Here is an 18,832-nt window from a genome sequence, read left to right on the forward strand (position 1 = left end):
AACTACAATGAAAAATAAATTGATATTATGGCTTTTGGTAGTTTTACTACTTGTTGTTGTTGCTATTATGGCAAAAGATTTGTTTGTCAGTCAAAATAAACCACAGGAAAATGTTTATGAATACGATTTGAAAGAATTACGAAAGGTTGATTCATCAAAAATTAGTCATAAAGAAGTAAAACAAATTAAGATTCAGGCCAATGAACTTCATGGGATTGCAGTTGATGGCAAAGATCAGATTTATGTGACTACTGATGAAAATATATTGGTTTTAGATTCAGATGGAAAACAAATCAACTCATTAAAAATGAAAGGAAATGCCCGATGCCTAACGGTAGCGGAAAATGGAAATATTTTGGTTGGTCTGGGCAATCGTGTCGATATCAGAAAACCGGATGGAAGTTTTCGAAACAGTTTTATAGTTGCAGGTGAAAAAGCATTCATTACTTCAATTGCTATTGATGGAGACAATGTTTACGTAGCTGATGCAGGACAAAAGATTGTACATCATTACAATATTGAAGGAGAGAAAATAAACGAAATTGGTGGAAAAAATCCAGAGGCAGGAATCAAAGGTTTTGTAATTCCAAGTCCGTATTTTGATTTATTGATGGGCAGACAAGGTGAGCTTTGGGTTGTAAATCCGGGCAGACATGCTTTCGAAGCCTACAATTCCAGCGGAGTGCAAATTTCCTCATGGGAACGAACTTCTATGAGTTTGGATGGTTTTAGTGGTTGTTGCAATCCTTCCAATGCAGCAATGCTTTCTGATGGTTCATTTGTAACGGCAGAGAAAGGGCTGGAAAGAGTGAAAATTCATTTGCCTTCCGGTGATTTTAAATCGGTTGTTGCAGCTCCTGAATTATTTGAAATAGGAACAGTTGGTATTGACCTTGCAGTTGATTCTAAGGATAGGATTCTGGTTTTGGATCCTGTACAGAAAATGATACGAATATTTGAAGCAAAATAAACGATGATCAACAGAAGAGAATTTTTAAGAAATGGATTTAGAGGCTTGCTTTTAGGAAGTTTGGCTGTGATGAGCGGAACTCTGATTCTTCGAAATTACGGAGGTGAAGAAGCTTCTTGCGATTTTGATTTTCTATGCAAAGGCTGCGATAAGCTAAAAGCTTGCCGACTTCCGGAAGGTGTAAAATTTAAAGAATCCAAATAGACCTGACAGAGTTAAAAAAAAACTGTCAGAGTCGTGTGAGCGACAAATAATGTTTTGTTACTTGATTTTGAATAAAAGATGAAAAAAGACAGAAGAGACTTTCTCAATACCTGTTTTCGTTTTGTGGCGGGAGCTGGTATTGTGGGTGTTGCAGGAGTTTTGGCAGTAAAAAGCCAAAAAGGAGATTTTCTTTGGCAGTTAGATCCTGCAAAATGCACGCAATGCGGACGTTGTGCTACTAGTTGTGTGGTGACACCATCGGCAGTGAAATGCATTCATGTTTACGATATGTGCGGATATTGTGATTTGTGTGGAGGATATTTTCGTCCAAATGTAAAGAATTTATCAACCGGTGCCGAAAATCAGCTTTGTCCTACCGGAGCAATCAAACGATCTTATGTGGAAGATCCGTTTTTCAAATATGAAATTATTGATGAGCTGTGTATTGGTTGCGGAAAATGTGTGAAGGGCTGTGGTGCATTTGGAAACGGTTCATTGCAGCTTCAGGTTAGTCACGATCTTTGTGTGAATTGCAATCAGTGCGCCATTGCCAGAGATTGTCCTTCCGATGCATTTTCAAGAGTGCCAATTGAACAAGCTTATAAGTTTGCCGGTTTTAAAACAAATAAAAAAATATAATCGATCACAATGAAGAAAAGCTTAGCCTTTATCTCTTTACTGATATTTTTTGTGGGAATGGAATTTGCAGCCTTTTCACAACAGCAGCGTTTCCCTAAACCCGAATTTGAATCGGGTTATGCACAGCCGGTTACATCAATGCCGGTGCCACGTGATGGAATGTTTGCTTTATTGGATGTATTGGTGTTAATTGCAGTACTTAGTCTGATTACCTGGTTTATCTTAAAGAAAAGATCAAGAACCGGAGTCGTTGCAGTATCCATTTTTTCCATTTTATATTTTGGTTTTTTCAGGGAAGGATGTGTCTGTTCTGTGGGTTCTGTTCAGAATGTTGTTCTGGCCTTATTCAATCCTGGTTATCACATTCCTTTATCTGCCTTGGCTTTTTTTGTGATTCCTTTAGCTTATACGCTTTTTTTTGGCAGAACATTTTGTGCCGGTGTTTGTCCGCTCGGAGCAGTGCAAGATGTCTTTTTGATGCGTCCTGTAACTTTGAAAAAGTGGTTGCAGAAAGCATTGGGTTTAATTCCATTCATCTATTTGGGATTATCGGTTTTATATGCAGCTACAGCAACCGATTTTATCATTTGCAGGTACGACCCATTCGTGGGGATTTTCAGATTTAATGCAACATTTTTCATGTTTGCTATAGGAGCAGCTTTTTTACTAATCAGCATTTTTATAGCAAGACCTTATTGTCGGTTTTTTTGTCCATATGGTGTGCTTTTGAATTTAGTGAGCAGAGTTTCCAAAAATCATTTGACCATAACACCTTCTAATTGCATTCAATGCAAACTTTGTGAGAACTCATGTCCTTTGGATGCCATCAACAAACCTGTTGTGGTGAAACAAATGGAAGACAAGAGATCTGCTACGCGAAGGTTTATTCTATTGAGTTTAATTATTCCTGCATTAATGATTGTTGGCGGATGGACAGGTGCAAATTTTCATGAAAATCTGGCAAAAGTAAATTCTAAAGTTCGTTTGGCAGATGAAATGCTTCATTTCGATTCAAAAACGATGAAAGAAAGTCTGGAAATTGAAGGATTCAGAACTTCAGGAAAGCCAGTTGAGCAACTGTATTTGGAAGCTGCCGAAATCGTAAAGCAGTTTTATTACGGCGGTTGGATTCTTGGCGCTTTTATTGGTTTGGTTATTGGTTTGGCCTTATCCGGATTATCAAGATACCAATATCGTGAAGATTATTCGCCTGATAAAGGGGCTTGTGTGAGTTGTGCACGCTGTTTGAAATATTGTCCTGTAGAAAAATAATAGGTAAAACCTGACAGAGTCGAAGACCTGTAAGCGTTTAATTGAATGATAAGATTTTGTGGTGAAAAGAAGGATTAACCACAAAGAAAAACAAAGGATAGCACTAAGCAGCACAAAGTAAAAAGAAGAATTAATCAGGTAGAGAAACCTGACAGAGTCGAAGACCTGTAAGTGTTTAATTGAATGATAAGATTTTGTGGTAAAAAATTGATCTATGACTGACAAATTTAAAATAAATCGTACCAACCTATCTCTGTGGAAAGGCATTGCAATGGTGGCAGGAACATTCTCCTTCATAATTTGCATGTTGGTTTTGGTGAATTACATTCAGATCAACAGAATTGATCCGGTAAATACCGAAGTGATTAACAGTTTGGTTGATCGCCTGAATGATAATCCTAATGATGATCAACTGCGGGAGCAAATCCGTGAAATGGATTTGTTGGTGCGCAAAGCCTATTTCACAAATCAGTGGCAGGTAAAAGCCGGAGGATATTTATTTCTGTTTGGCATTATTGTTACAGCCATCGCTTTGCAGTTATTTTATGCAGGGAAGCAACAGTTACCTCAGATATCCGAAGAGGAAGAAGAGAATATCATTCTATTTCGAGAAAAAGCAAGGAAATGGATTGTGATTGGTGGTTCTGGAATGGTTGGAATCACAATGATATTTGCGTTTTTGACACATAAGGAGTTGGGAAATCAATTTACCGAGGCTACTGCAATCACGAAAGCCAAGCAAGTTGAAACGAATCAAGCGGATGCAACTGTTGTTGAGGTTGTTGTAAAAGAAGAAATAGCAGAGCCTGTTGTTGAAGAGAAAGTTGAAGAAGAGTTTAAGGAAGAGACTCCAAAAGAGGAAACTGTTGTTCCGGCTGCTAAGAAGGAAGAAGTTGCAGCAGAAAAAGCGAAAACCAATTCATACAAAGGAACATATCCAACGAAAGAAATGATGGCAAACTTTCCATCTTTTCGAGGACCGGGAGGAAATGCAATTGCTTATCAAAAAAATATCCCAAATGAGTGGGATGGAGCAAGCGGGAAAAATATCCTGTGGAAACAGCCAGTTCCTATCCATGCTTATAATTCACCTGTAATATGGGGAAACAAATTGTTCCTTTCCGGAGCAAATGCAACAAGTCGTGAAGTTTATTGCTACGATAGAAACAACGGTAAATTACTTTGGACTGCTAAGGCGGATCAAATTTCAGGATCGCCGGCAAATCCACCGGAAGTTACTCCGGATACCGGTCATGCTGCATCGACGGTAACTACAGATGGAAACTCGGTTTTTGCCATATTCTCAAATGGCGATCTGATTGCAGTAGATATGAATGGGAAAAAGCAATGGGCGAAAAATTTAGGTGTCCCTGATAATCATTACGGACATTCATCATCTTTGATTGTTTTTGAAGACAAGCTGATTGTTCAGTACGATCAGAAAAAAAACTCGAAAGTAATGGCTTTGTCAACCTCAAGTGGAGAAGAAGTGTGGAGCACAGTGCGTAAGGTAAGAGTTTCGTGGTCATCTCCTGTGATTGTAAATAACGGAGGACAAGTTGAGATAATACTCGCGGCTGATCCTTGCATTGCTTCTTACGATGTGCATACAGGAAAGGAATTGTGGAAAATAGATTGCATAACGGGTGAGGTTGGCCCTTCGGTTGCTTATGCAAACGGAATTGTATTTGCCTTAAACGAATACGCCAGTTTGGTGGCAATAAAACCGGGAGAAAAGCCTGAGATACTTTGGGAAGCATATGATTATCTTTCCGATGTTCCGAGTCCGATTGCTTACAACGATTTATTGTTTGTGGTAACCAGTTACGGTGCTGTTGCCTGTTACAATGCCAAAGCGGGTGAAATACTTTGGGAAAAGGAGTTTGATGGTGGATTTTATGCATCACCTATATTGGCAGATGGTAAAATCTATTTGATGGATAGAAAAGGAGTAATGCACATTTTTAAGGCAGAGAAGGAATATGTGGAAATTGCAGCATCAGCTTTGGGCGAAAAATCTGACGCATCGCCAGCTTTCGCAGATGGCAGAGTGTACATTCGTGGAGAGAAAAATCTTTATTGCATAGGGAAATAGATATGGAGAAGATGATCGATTTTGTTGATGGAGTTGTTGCTGATATTGGAAAAAAGCCGGATAAGGTAATTCCAATTTTGCAGGCAATTCAGGGGAAATTTAACTATTTACCCGAATCTGCTTTAAAAAGAGTTTGTGAAATTACAAGCATTACAGAAGCTCAAATCACCGGGATTTCAACTTTCTACTCGCAGTTTCGTCATCAGCCGGTGGGGAAACATATTATTCGGGTTTGTGTTGGTACAGCTTGTCATGTAAAAGGAGCCAAACAGGTTTACGATGGTTTTCGCCGCGAATTGGGTTTGGAAAAAGGTGTGGATACTGATTCTCAGAAGCTTTTTACGGTTGAAGAAGTTGCCTGTTTGGGGTGTTGTACACTCGCACCAGTGGTTCAGATTGATGCGGTTACTTACGGTCATGTTGAAACTGGCAAAGTAGCTGAAATTATAGAGGATTTTAAAAATCTGGCGCCAAGCGAAGAAAAAATTGTGAGAGAAGTAACTGAAGAAGGGATCTCTCAGGGTGAAATTAGAATTGGTTTAGGTTCCTGTTGCATTGCAAGCGGTAGTTCGGGAGTAAAAGAGGAACTGGAAAAGACATTGGCTGAGAACAAGATTAAAGTAGATGTGAAACAGGTTGGCTGTGTTGGTGTTTGCAATCAGGTTCCCATGATGGAAATCCATAAAAATGGGGAAGAAGCAGCCTACTACACGAAAATCAATGCAAATGAAGTTGGTGAAATCATTGAAAAGCATTTTCGATCGGAGAATTGGATGAGTCGATTTAAAAACCGCTTTTACAATTATGCTGAAAACCTTACATTTTCTGATATTCCTAAAAGTACGAATCGATACAATGTGAATGAAGAACATACACCAATTGCAGAGTTCCTGAAAGGACAGGTTAATATAGCAACAGAATATCGTGGAGAAATTATGCCTTCCGATTTTGATGAATACAAAGCAAAAGAAGGTTTTACAGCCTTAGAAAAATGTTTAAATGAACTTTCGGCGGATGAAATTATTTCTCAAATTGAGCAAAGTGGGTTAAAAGGTCGAGGTGGTGCCGGTTTTCCTTCGGCAATCAAATGGAAAATGGTTCAGAATGCAAAGTCTGATCTAAAATATATTATTTGTAACGGTGATGAGGGAGATCCGGGTGCTTTTATGGATCGAATGTTATTGGAATCTTATCCGTTTCGAATTATTGAAGGAATACTAATTGGTGCGTATGCAGTGGGTGCGACCGAAGGTCGTTTGTACATTCGAGCAGAATATCCACTGGCGGTAAAGCGGATTAAGGAAGGTCTGGAGATCTGCAAAAGTAAAGGATTGTTAGGGAAAAACATTTTAGGCTCTGATTTTTCTTTTGAATTGAAAGTATTCGAAGGAGCGGGAGCTTTTGTATGTGGTGAAGAGACTGCCTTAATTGCATCTATTGAAGGAAAACGGGGAATTCCGCAGCTGCGGCCACCGTATCCGGCAGAGAAAGGATTGTGGGATCAACCCACTCTAATCAACAATACAGAAACTTTTTCTTTGATTCCATACATTATTAGAAATGGTGCGGAAGCATTTAGTAAAATCGGAACAGAGAAAAGCAAGGGAACAAAAGTGTTTGCCTTGGCAGGAAAAATTAACAGAGGAGGATTGATTGAAGTTCCTATGGGAATTACGATCAAGCAAATTGTAGAAGAAATTGGCGGAGGAATTGCCAATGGAAAACAATTTAAGGCGGTTCAGATTGGTGGACCTTCTGGTGGCTGCATTCCTGTTTCCATGTCCGATACAGCAATCGACTTTGATTCTTTGAAAGAAGTGGGAGCCATGATGGGCTCAGGAGGATTGATCGTTTTGGACGAATCGGACTGTATGGTGGATATTGCTCACTATTTTTTATCCTTTACTCAGGAAGAATCTTGCGGACGTTGCACATTCTGTAGAATTGGCACACAACGTATGTTGGAAATCCTGCAAAAGATAAAGACAGGAAAAGGAAAATTGAGCGATTTGGATCTGCTGGAACAGTTGGCCATAAATACTCAAAAAGGAAGTATTTGTGGTTTGGGAAGAACAGCTCCTAATCCAGTATTATCAACCTTAAAGTATTTCCGGCACGAGTACGAAGCGCATATTAATGGCAAATGCCCGTCTGGGAAATGCGAGGACTTAATTCGCTACGAAATAAACGACAATTGTACAGGTTGCACTAAATGTGCACAACGCTGTCCTGTAGATGCAATCAAAGCAAAACCTTACGAATTGCACGAGGTCGACAATGAATTGTGCATTAAATGCGATATCTGCAAACAAATTTGTCCGGTAGATGCTGTGGAGATAAAGTAAGCAGAAGAGATGACCTGACAGCGCTCGAAGATCCTGTCAGCGTCTTGAATTGATGAATACTAATTACGAATTATCAATTAGGAATTACGATACAAAATGCCAAAACTAACAATAGACAATATAGCCATTAATGTTCCCGAAGGAACGACCGTTTTGAATGCCGCACGTTCCATCGGGATTGAGATTCCCAGTATGTGTTATTTGGAGGGATGCAGCAATCATCCAACCTGCATGGTTTGTATGGTGCGAAACAACAAGAATCAGCAAATGCTTCCTTCCTGTGCTACCATTGTAACCGAAGGAATGAATTTGGCCAGTAATGATGCTGAGGTGTTTGAAGCACGCAAGGAGGCTGTTGAATTGTTATTGAGCGATCATGTTGGAGATTGCGAGGCTCCTTGTCGGGTGGCTTGTCCGGCATATATGGACATACCGAAAATGAACCGATTCATTGCTGCGGGTAAATTCGATGAGGCTTTGAAGATTGTAAAAGAGGAAATTGCCCTTCCGGGGATTTTAGGACATGTTTGTTCCGCTCCCTGCGAGAAAGTTTGCCGACGTAAGGATGTCGATCAGGCAGTTTCCATTTGCCTGTTGAAACGAATTTCTGCAGATGAAGAGGAGTCTTTCTATTTGCCAGAGAAGAGAGAGGCAAGTGGCAAAAAGGTTGCGGTTATTGGTTCCGGTCCGGCCGGATTATCGGCAGCCTATCATTTGGTAAAAGAGGGACATACTTGCGAGCTATTCGAGAAAGAAAACCGCTTGGGAGGAAGTTTGCTTGAAGCCATCGAAAAAGGAGAGTTGCCTGAAAGTATCCTGACAAAGGAAATAGAAATATTGAAACAATTTGGTGTCGTTTTTCATATCAATCAAAAAATTGAAAAAGAGAACTGGGAACAGATTAAATCCGGTTTTGATGCTGTAATTCTGGCAACAGGAAGTGCACTTGAAAATATTGAAGATTTGGATTTAAAATCAGCGAAGACTGGCTTATGGGTAGACAATGACACTTTCGCTACCGATCAAATAGGAATTTTTGCAACAGGCAGCGCAATCCGTACTCAAAAAATGGCTGTGAAAGCCGTGGCAATGGGAAAAGAAACAGCATGGTCAGTCGATGAATTTTTACGAAATGGAGAAGGAAAAGCAACAAAACGAACTTTCAATTCACGATTTGGAACACTGCGAAAAGAAGAGATGAGTGAGTATTTGAAAGAATCGGTTTCGGGTGATCGTGTGGAGGCAAAATCCGAAAAGGGATTTACGAAAGAGGAGGCCATGCAGGAAGCTGCCAGATGTTTGCATTGCGATTGCCGCAAACTGGACAATTGTAAGCTTCGTGTTTGTGCAGACATACACAATGCCGATCGCAGAAGATTTTCATTTGGTGAGCGAAATAATGTGGTGAAATATTGCAATCATGAGAGTATTATTTACGAGCCTGAAAAGTGCATTAAGTGTGGACTTTGCATCGAAATTGCCGGTAAACACAAGGAAGAAACAGGATTGACCAATATCGGACGGGGTTTTACCGTTAAAGTATCGGTACCTTTTAATCAAGATATTAATAAAGCATTGACTATTGCAGCCAAAGAGTGCGCAGTGGCTTGTCCTACGGGGGCGATATCGCTTCGCACAAATTAGGAATTAATAGTTAAAACCTCACCCTTAATTCCTCTCCTCGAGGAGAGGGAAATTTAGAATATTAAAATAGGATGAGGAACATGAAATTGTTTTCAATGCTAAACTCCCCTTTGCCTTTAGGAGAAGGGGCTGGGGGATGAGGTTAAAAGAAATTATTAATTACGAATTATCAATTTATAATTAAAAAGAAAGACCTGACAGCGTTATTGAACCTGTAAGAGTCAGGTGATTACAATTAGAAATTATGAAATTCTCAAATCTCATATCTCACATCTCACATCTTGTCAATCGACGGGTTAAAAGGCTATTATTCCAGCTGGTTTTGATTATTTGTGCATCAGCCTCCTCATTCGGACAAAACAAGCACAATTGGCTGTCTTTCCGTGGCAATTCAAGCCTTAGCGGGATAACAGAAGCCAATGCACTCAAAGCGCCTAAATTATTGTGGAGCTTCAAAACAGGCGATGCCATTAAATCATCACCCATTATCAGTAACGGAAACATATTTGTTGGCTCTAATGATGGGAAATTGTACGCAATTTCAAAAAACGGCGAACTAAAATGGAAGTTCGATGCCAAAACATCGGTGGAAGCATCGCCATTGTATCTGGATGGAAACGTTTATTTTGGTTCCCTGGAAGGAATTTTTTATTGTTTAAATGCAACAACCGGTGAGTTGAAGTGGAAATATACGACCGATGGTCAGATTTCGGGATCGGCAAGTTGGTTTACCGATAAATCGAGCAAACAAAAGAAAATTTTATTCGGAAGCTACGATTTTAATTTGCACTGTGTTGATGCAAAATCAGGCCAACTGCAGTGGAAGTATGAATCTGATAATTACATCAACGGAGCCGCTTCCTGCAATGGTGAAATTGCCGTGTTTGGCGGTTGCGATGGTTTTCTGCATCAAGTGGATGTGAAAACAGGGAAGGCAAAAAACAAATTGGATATCGCCACTTACATTGCCTCATCGGTTGCTTTGGATGGAAATCAGGCTTATTTCGGAAATCACGATGGTGAATTTTTCTGTGTGGATTATGCAAAAAACCAAGTGAAATGGAAGAAAGAGGGAGCGGTTTCCTATCTGGCTTCTCCCTCGGTATCTGCCGATCAGGTAATTATTGGCGCTGAAAACAGACAGGTTTACTGTTTCGATAAAGAAAACGGGAACATTCAATGGCAATTCAAAAGCAAAAATAAAATTGAAGCATCGCCTGTAATTGCTGGTAATTCGGTTGTTATTGGTTCGGGAGATGGCAGAATATATGTGTTGGATCGAAAAACGGGCACACAAGTTTGGGCTTACGAACTTGGAAGAGCCATTGTAGGAACGCCTGCTGTGGTGGAAGGGATGATTGTTGTTGCCTGCATGGATGGAAGTGTTTATGCTTTTGGAGAAAAGTAAAAACGCTGAAAGCCTTGCGATGGTTGGCTACTTACCCCGATGGGAGACCGAATTAAGCGATAGGAGACCGTTTTACCCGATGGAAGGCAATTTTTCCCGATGGGAGGCTTACTTTAGGCGATGGGAGACTGTTTTGCCCGATGGACGATGGAATTCCCCCGATGGGAGTCTGTTTTATGCGATGGAAGGCAATTTTTCCCGATGGACGGTAAAATACATCGAAGGACAGGCTGATTTTAACGAAGCAGGAACTGCATAGAACGAAAAAATGCTCCATTAAGAGCAAATATTGATATTTTGAGACCTGACAGGTTTTAAAAACCTGTCAGGTCTGGAATTTAATTAGGAAAATGATATGATTGTAGAACTAAAGAACATCAGTAAATACTACCAAAACTCAGGTAGCGATAAAAAGAGAATCATATTGGATGATCTTGGTTTGGCTGTTGAAAAGGGGGATAGCATTGCTATTGTTGGTCCGTCAGGATCGGGGAAAAGTACCTTGCTGAATGTGATTAGTTCTTTGGATACAGTCAATTCGGGCAGTGTGATTTTCGACGGGGAAGATTTATCGAAGAAGAATGAGAAGGAATTGGCCAATTTTCGCAATCAGAATTTGGGTTTTGTCTTTCAGTCGCATCACTTGCTGCCTCAGTTGAATCTGATTGAGAATGTTTTGCTGCCATTTATCCCTGTAAAGGATAAAAAGCAGAAGCAGGAAGCTGAAAAAAGAGCATTAGAACTGCTGGATTTTGTTGGATTATCAGAATTGATTTACCAGCGTCCGGGACAAATGTCGGGTGGAGAGTGCCAGCGTGCAGCGGTAGTTCGTGCCTTAATTCACGAGCCAAATCTGCTTCTTGCCGATGAGCCAACAGGTTCGCTGGATAAAATAGCTGCAGAGCAATTGGGCGATTTATTGGTGAGCATCAATCAGAAACAAGGTGTTTCGGTAGTTGTAGTCACTCACTCAATGGATTTGGCAAAAAAGATGAAGAAGATTTATCAATTGGAAGAAGGAAGTTTAAAACAATTAACAATTGGTAATGAATAATTAATAAAAGAAATTGAGGTTTATTAAAGACAATAATTATTCATTTCTCATTCTTAATTACTAATTGATATTACATGAATATCTTTAAATACATCATTAAAAGCCTTTGGTTCTTCAGAAAGCAGCATTTTGCTGTTTTTTTGGGAACAATTGTGAGTACTGCCGTTCTTACTGGTGCGCTAATTATTGGTGATTCGGTAAAATACAGCTTGCACGATCTGGTAAACCTTCGTTTGGGTAAGGTGGAATATGCCATGCCTACCGGCGACAGATATGTTCGTGCTGAATTGGCAAAAGAGATACAGGCAGATTTAAATGGGAATGCTACTGCCCTTTTACAGGTAAAAGGAATTGCAATTCAACCAGAAAATAATACTCGAACGAACAATATTCAGGTTTATGGGGTTGATCAGGAATTTTGGAAATTCTCTTCTGCTCAGCAAACAGACCTGAAAGATGGGGAAGCATCCGTCAGTTCGAATCTGGCAGATAAAATGAGCCTGAAAATTGGGGATGAGTTTCTGCTGCGGGTTGAAAAAGGCAGTTTGATTCCCGCCAATGCTCCTTTTGTTTCTGATGAAGATCAGACAATCGCTTTGCGGGTAAAGGTAAAATCCATTGCAGAAAATCAGGAATTGGGTCGCTTTAGCTTAAAAAATAATCAGCTTGCACCCTACAATGTTTTTCTTTCAAGAGATTATCTGGACAAAGAAATGGAATTGGAAGGAAAAGCAAATCTTCTTCTTTTAGGAAAATCCGATCACACGCAAAATGAAATTCAAGAATGCCTGAAAAGACATTGGCGATTGCAAGATGCTGGTCTTGAAATCCGTTCTGTTACAAGAAAAGATCAGTTGGAATTGATTTCGGATCGTGTGTTTATCGATACTCCAATTTCAGATGAAATAGAGAAAATCGCAATTGATCAGCAATCGCTCTTGACTTACTTTGTGAACCGCATCAGCAGTAAGGAGAAAGAAACTCCTTACTCGTTTGTGTCTGCCATCAATGGTGATTCACGCTTGTCGAATCTGTCTGATGGGGAAATGATTATCAATCAATGGTTGGCTGACGATCTGGATGCCAAAGCAGGAGATACCATATCTCTCGATTACTTTATGATAGGAGCCTTGAGAGCTCTGGAAGAACAGAAGCAGACATTTGTGGTCAAGGAAATTTTGCCTTTGGATAGTGATTTGCTGGATCAATCCATGATGCCATCCTTTCCGGGATTATCAGATGCAGGCAGCTGTAACGAGTGGGAAGCCGGTGTTCCTGTTGATTTTTCCAAAATCCGTCCGAAAGACGAAGACTACTGGAAGCAGTACAAGGGAACTCCCAAAGCATTTATTTCACCGGCAAAAGCAGTTGAATTGTGGAGCAATAAATATGGAAAATATACTGCGTTCCGATTTAATGAAAAGGAATTGAATCAGAACGATTTAGAGAAACTCATGCTTTCGGTGATGAGTCCTAACTTGCTTAATTTGAGCTTCGTATATGTTCATAGTGAAGGTGTTTCGGCGGCAAATAATATGGTCGATTTTGGTGAGTTGTTCCTAAGTCTCAGCTTCTTCATCATTTTTGCAGGAGTATTGTTAACCATCCTAATTTATTCTTTAAATCTCGATAGCAGAAGTCAGGAAAATGGGATTCTCCTGAGTTTGGGTTTCCCTAAATCTCAAATACTGCGAATCAGAATTTACGAATCATTAGTGACTGTAGTTGTTGGAGGATTGGTTGGCGTTTTTGGTGGTGTTTTATACAACCACCTGCTGTTAAAAGCTTTAAATTCGGTGTGGACTGATGTGGTTCGTACCAACATGCTGAGTGTTCATCTGCGCGGAACGACATTGTTTGCAGGTTTTGCAATTGGCTTGGTGGTGGCTGTGCTTTGTATTTGGTGGCTTACACGTAAAAAGCTAAAGAAAACAGCAAGCGCGCTCATTCAAAATACCATTGATGAAAACAGTTCTGCTAAAAGCAATCGGATTTCTTTAGTAATAGGGATTTTATCAATGATAGGTACTGCCGGTATGATTGCCTATGCATTTGCATCCTCTCTGGATCAAAATGCTGAATTATTGCTGTCTGCCGGAGGCTTGTTTATGATTGGAGCCTGTGCTTTTGTTTACATGTACTTGCAAAAATTGAGTTCAACCAGAAGTAGTAAAACACCTTCTTTATTGCAGCTGGCAATAAAGAATAGTGCACGAAACCGCAGGAGAAGTTTAGCAAGTGTAGCATTATTGGCTCTGGGCACATTCTCTGTTCTGATTACGGGAGCCAACCGCAAAACATTTTTTGATACCGAAAATGCGGACAAATCGGGTACAGGTGGTTATGAATACTGGATAGAAAGCACGATGCCTGTTTTATTTGATCTAAATACTGAAGAAGGACTTGAGAAAGCCGGATTTTGGAAAGGCGATCTCGATTCCACCACACAATTTGTACAGTTCAGAGCCTTGGAAGGAGATGATGCCAGTTGTTTGAATCTAAATCAGGTGCAGAAACCAAAAATATTGGGATTCGATCCTTTGCTGCTGGATCGAAAAGGTGCTTTTTCGTTTGCAAAACTCACCGGCGATGTCGATTCTGAGCATCCATGGCAAGTCTTGAATAAAGATTTAGGAGAAAATGTGATTCCTGCCTATGCCGATCAGACAGTTATTGTTTGGGGCTTGAAAAAAGCAGTTGGCGATACCTTGATCTATCAAAACGAATTCGGAAAAGACATCAAATTGATTCTTATGGGAGGTTTGAACAATTCCATCTTTCAGGGGAACATCTTAATCTCTGATAATCAGTTTCAAAAACACTTTCCATCAATTAGCGGATCAAAAGTATTGTTGATTGATTCACAGAAAGATAGTGATGGCCAATTGATGCAAAAGTTTGAAAATAACCTTCAGGACTTGGGTGTTTCAGGAATGAAAACATCCGATCGTTTGGCCGCTTTTTATTCGGTTGAAAATACCTACTTAAGCATGTTTATGTTCTTGGGAGGCTTGGGTGTAATCATCGGAACCATAGGATTAGGAATTGTTCTGATGCGAAACATCATGGAACGTAAAAAGGAGTTGGCTTTGCTTTCTGCAATCGGTTATCAGCAAAATAGTATTTTCAAATTGCTGTTTTACGAGAATCTATTTCTATTGCTTGCCGGATTGGCTTGTGGACTGGGTGCAGCATTAATTGGAGTGCTTCCATCACTGTTATCTCCGTCATTTCATATGCCGGTAGGATATATCCTGACATTGCTGTTTGGTATTTTAATCAGTGGATTGATCTGGATTTGGATTCCTGCACGACAAATCAAAAAATACAATATTGTTGAAGCATTAAAGAATGAATAAAACTAAACTATCATACTAAAACTAACCCAATGAAACGTCCATGCCAGGTAATTATAGCACACAGGAAGATGATTATTCCAGCATGATAAGTTCCATGTGGCAAAAACTTAAAATTATAAACACATGAAAAATTTAAGCATCCTAATTATTGCCGTACTCTTGTTTGCTTGTAACGCCAAACAGAAAAAAGTGAGTGAATGGAGAGGTGTGAACCGTTCCGGAACTTATAACGAAACCAATTTACTGAAAGAATGGCCTGCTGATGGTCCGGAATTGCTTTGGTCTATTGATAGTGTTGGCAATGGCTATGGTTCACCGGTAATTTGTGAGAATACAATGTATTTAAATGGTGAAATTGATAGCCTTGCTTACCTGATATCTCTTGATTTGCAGGGAAATATACTTTGGGAAACTGAATTTGGAACAGATTGGATGGAAAACTTTATTGGAAGTCGTTCAGCTCCAACTGTGGTTGATGATTTGGTATATGTTGCCTCAGGAATGGGTGATATTGCCTGTATTCATGCTGAATCGGGTGAATTGAAGTGGAAAGTAAATATGTTGGAAAAATATGAAGGCAAGAATACTCGTTTTGGATATTCTCAATCTTTATTGGTAGATGGTGATTTGGTGTTTGCTGCACCTGGCGGAGCCGAAAACAATATTATTGCCTTAAATAGATTTACCGGCGAAATGGTTTGGACTAACCCGGGAGTTGGTGAGATTTCTGCTTATTGTTCTCCATTATTACTGGAATTTCCATCTCGAAAAGTTTTGGTAACTTTCTCAGACAATGCTTTAATGGGTATCGAATCGCAAACAGGAAAACTATTGTGGACAGAACTGCAGGATACGCTTTGCGATATCAATGGAAACACACCAATTTTTGAAGATGGTTACCTGTATTACGTTACCGGATGTGGTAATGGAACCGTAAAAATGAAAGTTTCTGAAGACGGAAGTCAAATCACGGAAGTGTGGAGAAATAAAGATTTAGACAATATTATGGGGGGTGCTGTAAAATTAAATGGCAAAATCATCGCATCAGGTCATCGCAAGAAGGTTTGGAAGAGTGTTGATGCTGAGACCGGAGAGACTCGGGATACATTAAGTTTTGGTCGTGGATCAACTATTGCTGCCGATGGAATGTTGTACTGTTACAACGAAAGAGGTCAGGTTGGCTTGGTAAAGGTAACACCTGAAAGTATGGAGTTGGTAAGTAAATTTAAAGTGACCAAAGGAACCAAAGAGCATTTTGCTCAGCCGGTAATCAACAATGGTGTTTTATACATCCGTCATGGAGATGCTCTGCTGGCATATGATATTAAGGCAATTAAGAATTAAATAATTGATTGGGAGAATCAATAAAAAGGTAATTAGTAACCAGCTATTAGTGTTTAGTAAATTAAGAGCTGCGTACTAACTTACGACGTACTAAATACTAAAAAAATGAGCAAACAAATATTTATTTGCGGGTGCGAGAAGGATGGAAAGATCGAAAAATCTTCGGTTCAGAAGCTAATGAGCACTTTGGAGGAGAAAAATATAGCTTATACCTATATTGAGGACATGTGTGGTACAATTTTGAAGAATCCGGATGATTTGGAAAGTTTGTACAATGCAAAAGATGCTATTGTTTTTGGTTGTCAGACTCGTGCGATGCAACATTTAGTGGACAACTCAGGACGAAAAGCAGATGGGAATGGCACAGAATATCATCATGTGGAGGAAGAAGGTAGGGATGAGCTTATTTCTGCATTGGAATCGAACACCGGAGCACCTTTAAAAATTAAATATTCCGATTCTTGGAAACCATGGTATCCGGTAATTGATTACGAGCGTTGCAACGGATGCCGCAAATGCCTGAACTTTTGTTTGTTTAGTGTTTATTCTGTTGAGGATGACGGAACTGTTGTGGTTTCAGCTTCGGCGAATTGTAAGGACATGTGTCCTGCCTGTGCCCGTGTTTGTCCTCAGAATGCAATTATTTTCCCAAAGCACGCCGAAAGTCCAATAGATGGTGGCGAAGGTGATGGTACCGAAAATGAAAAGACAGATATTTTGGAACAAATTCAGAACGATGATGTTTATTCTGTTTTAAGTGCCAGAAGAAAGAATTTTCAGGTTTCTTTACTGAAAAAAGATCAGTTTAAGATGGCTGAAGAGGAGCGCCGGGCTTGCTGCAGCGGAGCTGATAAAAAAGAAGAAGAAAAGAAAGCTGAGAAATGTGACTGTGACTGCAATTGTAAGGATGATTCGGAAAGTAACTGCGATTGCAAAGATGGTGATTCAAACTCGAGCTGTTGTTAAAAAAAAAGTAACTAGTAGTTAGTTATTGGTAACTAGTCTTTAGCTTGAAATGAGTTTCAAGTAATACTAATTACATTGTACTAATTACTGTGTACTAATTGCTGTGTACTAATTACTCAGTACCAGTTACTGTGTACTATTTACTCAGTACTAAATACTAACTACTCAGTACTAATTACTAAAAAAATGATATTTTCTCTCGGAACAAGAATACTAAAACAGGTGGATGCCCGATTGCTTTGGAAACTTGGCTATAATTTGGGCTGGAAGGGAATGAAAGCGGTTTCGAAACACAAGAAACGTCTGAAAAACGGTGAGTTGTATCCTGCTTTTATGATGATTTCGGTAACAGACAACTGCAATCTAAATTGTCAGGGCTGTTGGGTAACCATCAACAATCAATCCAAAGGAATGGATATGGAAACTTTGAATAATATCATTGTTTCCAGTAAAAAGAAAGGTTCTTATTTCTTTGGCTTATTGGGAGGAGAACCCTTGATGTATCCTCATTTAATGGAGGTAATTGAACAACATCCCGATTGTTATTTTCAGATGTTCACCAACGGGACTTTGCTGACGGATGAAGTGGCGCAAAAGCTTCGAAAACTTGGCAATGTATCGCCATTAATTAGTGTGGAAGGTTTGCAGGATGTGAGTGATATCCGCAGAGGTGCCAACAATGTATATGGCAGAACCATGAATGGAATTGAGGCTTCTACCAAGAATAAATTGTTCACTGGTGTTGCTACAAGCGTATGCAAGTCCAATTTTAAGGATTTGGTGAACGAGGAATTTGTGAATTCCTGCATCAAAAAAGGAATTCACTACCTGTGGTTTTACATTTATCGTCCTGTAGGTGAACGTCCAAATACCGATTTGGCTTTATCTGAGGAAGAGATTTTGGAATTGCGGCAATTTATGGTTGATATCCGGGTGAAAGCTCCTTTAATGATTATCGATACATACTGGGACGAGAAAGGACAAGCCATATGTCCCGGAGCTTTGGGCTTGTCGCATCACATCAACCCTTATGGAGATATCGAATTTTGTCCGCCAATTCAATTTGCAGGCGAAACAGTTGGCGATGGCTCTGATATTGCCAATATCATCGAGAATTCAAAATTCATTGGAGGCTTGCGAAAAGGCATCAACGAGTGTACTCAAGGATGTATTTTATTAGATAATCCACAGGAATTGCATACGATCTTAAAAGATGTAAGTGCTTATGATTCATCTAAAAGGAATGCCTCATTTAAAGAATTAAATAAAATGAAGCCTTGCGCAGGTCATCATATTCCGGGAAAAGAGATTCCTGAAAAAAGTTGGGTTTATCGCTTTGCCAAAAAGCATTCTTTCTTTGGCTTTGGAGCATACGGATAAGAGAATTAGGAATTAATAATTACGAATTAAAAATGTTGCAGTTTTTAAAGTACTTCTCCTTTAGGAGCTACTCTTTATACAAATCTTGTTGCTCTTGATTTTTTTCAACCAACAAGAAGTATAAAAGGATAATATCAGGAATCAACACCCTT

The 18,832-nt window shown here is 39.6% G+C and carries 14 protein-coding genes; all 14 read left to right on the top strand.

Annotated features, from left to right (window positions below; genetic code table 11):
* The first annotated feature begins 7 nt into the window (after positions 1–7).
* The 14 genes from BZG01_RS13840 (at position 8) to BZG01_RS13905 (ending at position 18,680) form a co-directional block, all read left to right on the top strand.
* Positions 8–970, top strand: coding sequence for an NHL repeat-containing protein (locus BZG01_RS13840; protein WP_101310434.1), 963 nt, complete (start codon positions 8–10; stop codon positions 968–970).
* A gap of 3 nt (positions 971–973) precedes the next feature.
* Positions 974–1,174, top strand: a complete 201-nt coding sequence (locus BZG01_RS13845; RefSeq protein WP_101310435.1) for a hypothetical protein — start codon at positions 974–976, stop codon at positions 1,172–1,174.
* Between the two features lie 78 nt (positions 1,175–1,252).
* Complete coding sequence (locus BZG01_RS13850) at positions 1,253–1,813, top strand: 4Fe-4S dicluster domain-containing protein (RefSeq protein WP_101310436.1); 561 nt, start codon at positions 1,253–1,255, stop codon at positions 1,811–1,813.
* A 9-nt stretch (positions 1,814–1,822) separates the two neighbouring features.
* Positions 1,823–3,085 carry a 4Fe-4S binding protein gene (locus BZG01_RS13855; protein ID WP_101310437.1) on the top strand — a complete coding sequence of 421 codons (1,263 nt, stop codon included), beginning with the start codon at positions 1,823–1,825 and terminating at the stop codon, positions 3,083–3,085.
* Positions 3,086–3,299: 214 nt separating this feature from the next.
* Positions 3,300–5,180 carry an outer membrane protein assembly factor BamB family protein gene (locus tag BZG01_RS13860; RefSeq protein WP_101310438.1) on the top strand — a complete coding sequence of 627 codons (1,881 nt, stop codon included), beginning with the start codon at positions 3,300–3,302 and terminating at the stop codon, positions 5,178–5,180.
* 2 nt (positions 5,181–5,182) lie between these two features.
* Complete coding sequence (locus BZG01_RS13865) at positions 5,183–7,525, top strand: NAD(P)H-dependent oxidoreductase subunit E (protein ID WP_218973115.1); 2,343 nt, start codon at positions 5,183–5,185, stop codon at positions 7,523–7,525.
* Positions 7,526–7,621: 96 nt separating this feature from the next.
* Positions 7,622–9,169 (top strand): 2Fe-2S iron-sulfur cluster-binding protein, encoded by a 1,548-nt coding sequence (locus tag BZG01_RS13870; RefSeq protein WP_101310439.1) that lies wholly within the window; start codon positions 7,622–7,624, stop codon positions 9,167–9,169.
* A gap of 244 nt (positions 9,170–9,413) precedes the next feature.
* The gene (locus BZG01_RS13875) at positions 9,414–10,577 is read left to right on the top strand and encodes an outer membrane protein assembly factor BamB family protein (protein ID WP_101310440.1); all 1,164 of its coding nucleotides are present in this window, start codon (positions 9,414–9,416) and stop codon (positions 10,575–10,577) included.
* 19 nt (positions 10,578–10,596) lie between these two features.
* Positions 10,597–10,836: a hypothetical protein gene (locus BZG01_RS13880; RefSeq protein WP_143470918.1), complete on the top strand. Its 240-nt coding sequence runs from the start codon at positions 10,597–10,599 to the stop codon at positions 10,834–10,836.
* Positions 10,837–10,932: 96 nt separating this feature from the next.
* Entirely contained in the window at positions 10,933–11,631 is a 699-nt protein-coding gene (locus BZG01_RS13885; protein ID WP_101310442.1) for an ABC transporter ATP-binding protein, read from the top strand.
* Between the two features lie 74 nt (positions 11,632–11,705).
* Positions 11,706–14,990, top strand: coding sequence for an FtsX-like permease family protein (locus BZG01_RS13890; protein ID WP_101310443.1), 3,285 nt, complete (start codon positions 11,706–11,708; stop codon positions 14,988–14,990).
* 123 nt (positions 14,991–15,113) lie between these two features.
* Complete coding sequence (locus BZG01_RS13895) at positions 15,114–16,334, top strand: PQQ-binding-like beta-propeller repeat protein (RefSeq protein WP_101310444.1); 1,221 nt, start codon at positions 15,114–15,116, stop codon at positions 16,332–16,334.
* A 105-nt stretch (positions 16,335–16,439) separates the two neighbouring features.
* Complete coding sequence (locus BZG01_RS13900; RefSeq protein WP_101310445.1) at positions 16,440–17,300, top strand: ATP-binding protein; 861 nt, start codon at positions 16,440–16,442, stop codon at positions 17,298–17,300.
* 186 nt (positions 17,301–17,486) lie between these two features.
* Entirely contained in the window at positions 17,487–18,680 is a 1,194-nt protein-coding gene (locus tag BZG01_RS13905) for a radical SAM protein (RefSeq protein ID WP_101310446.1), read from the top strand.
* Positions 18,681–18,832 lie beyond the last annotated feature (152 nt).

The sequence above is a fragment of the Labilibaculum manganireducens genome (assembly GCF_002843385.1).
In the GTDB taxonomy this organism is placed as follows: Bacteria; Bacteroidota; Bacteroidia; order Bacteroidales; family Marinifilaceae; genus Labilibaculum; species Labilibaculum manganireducens.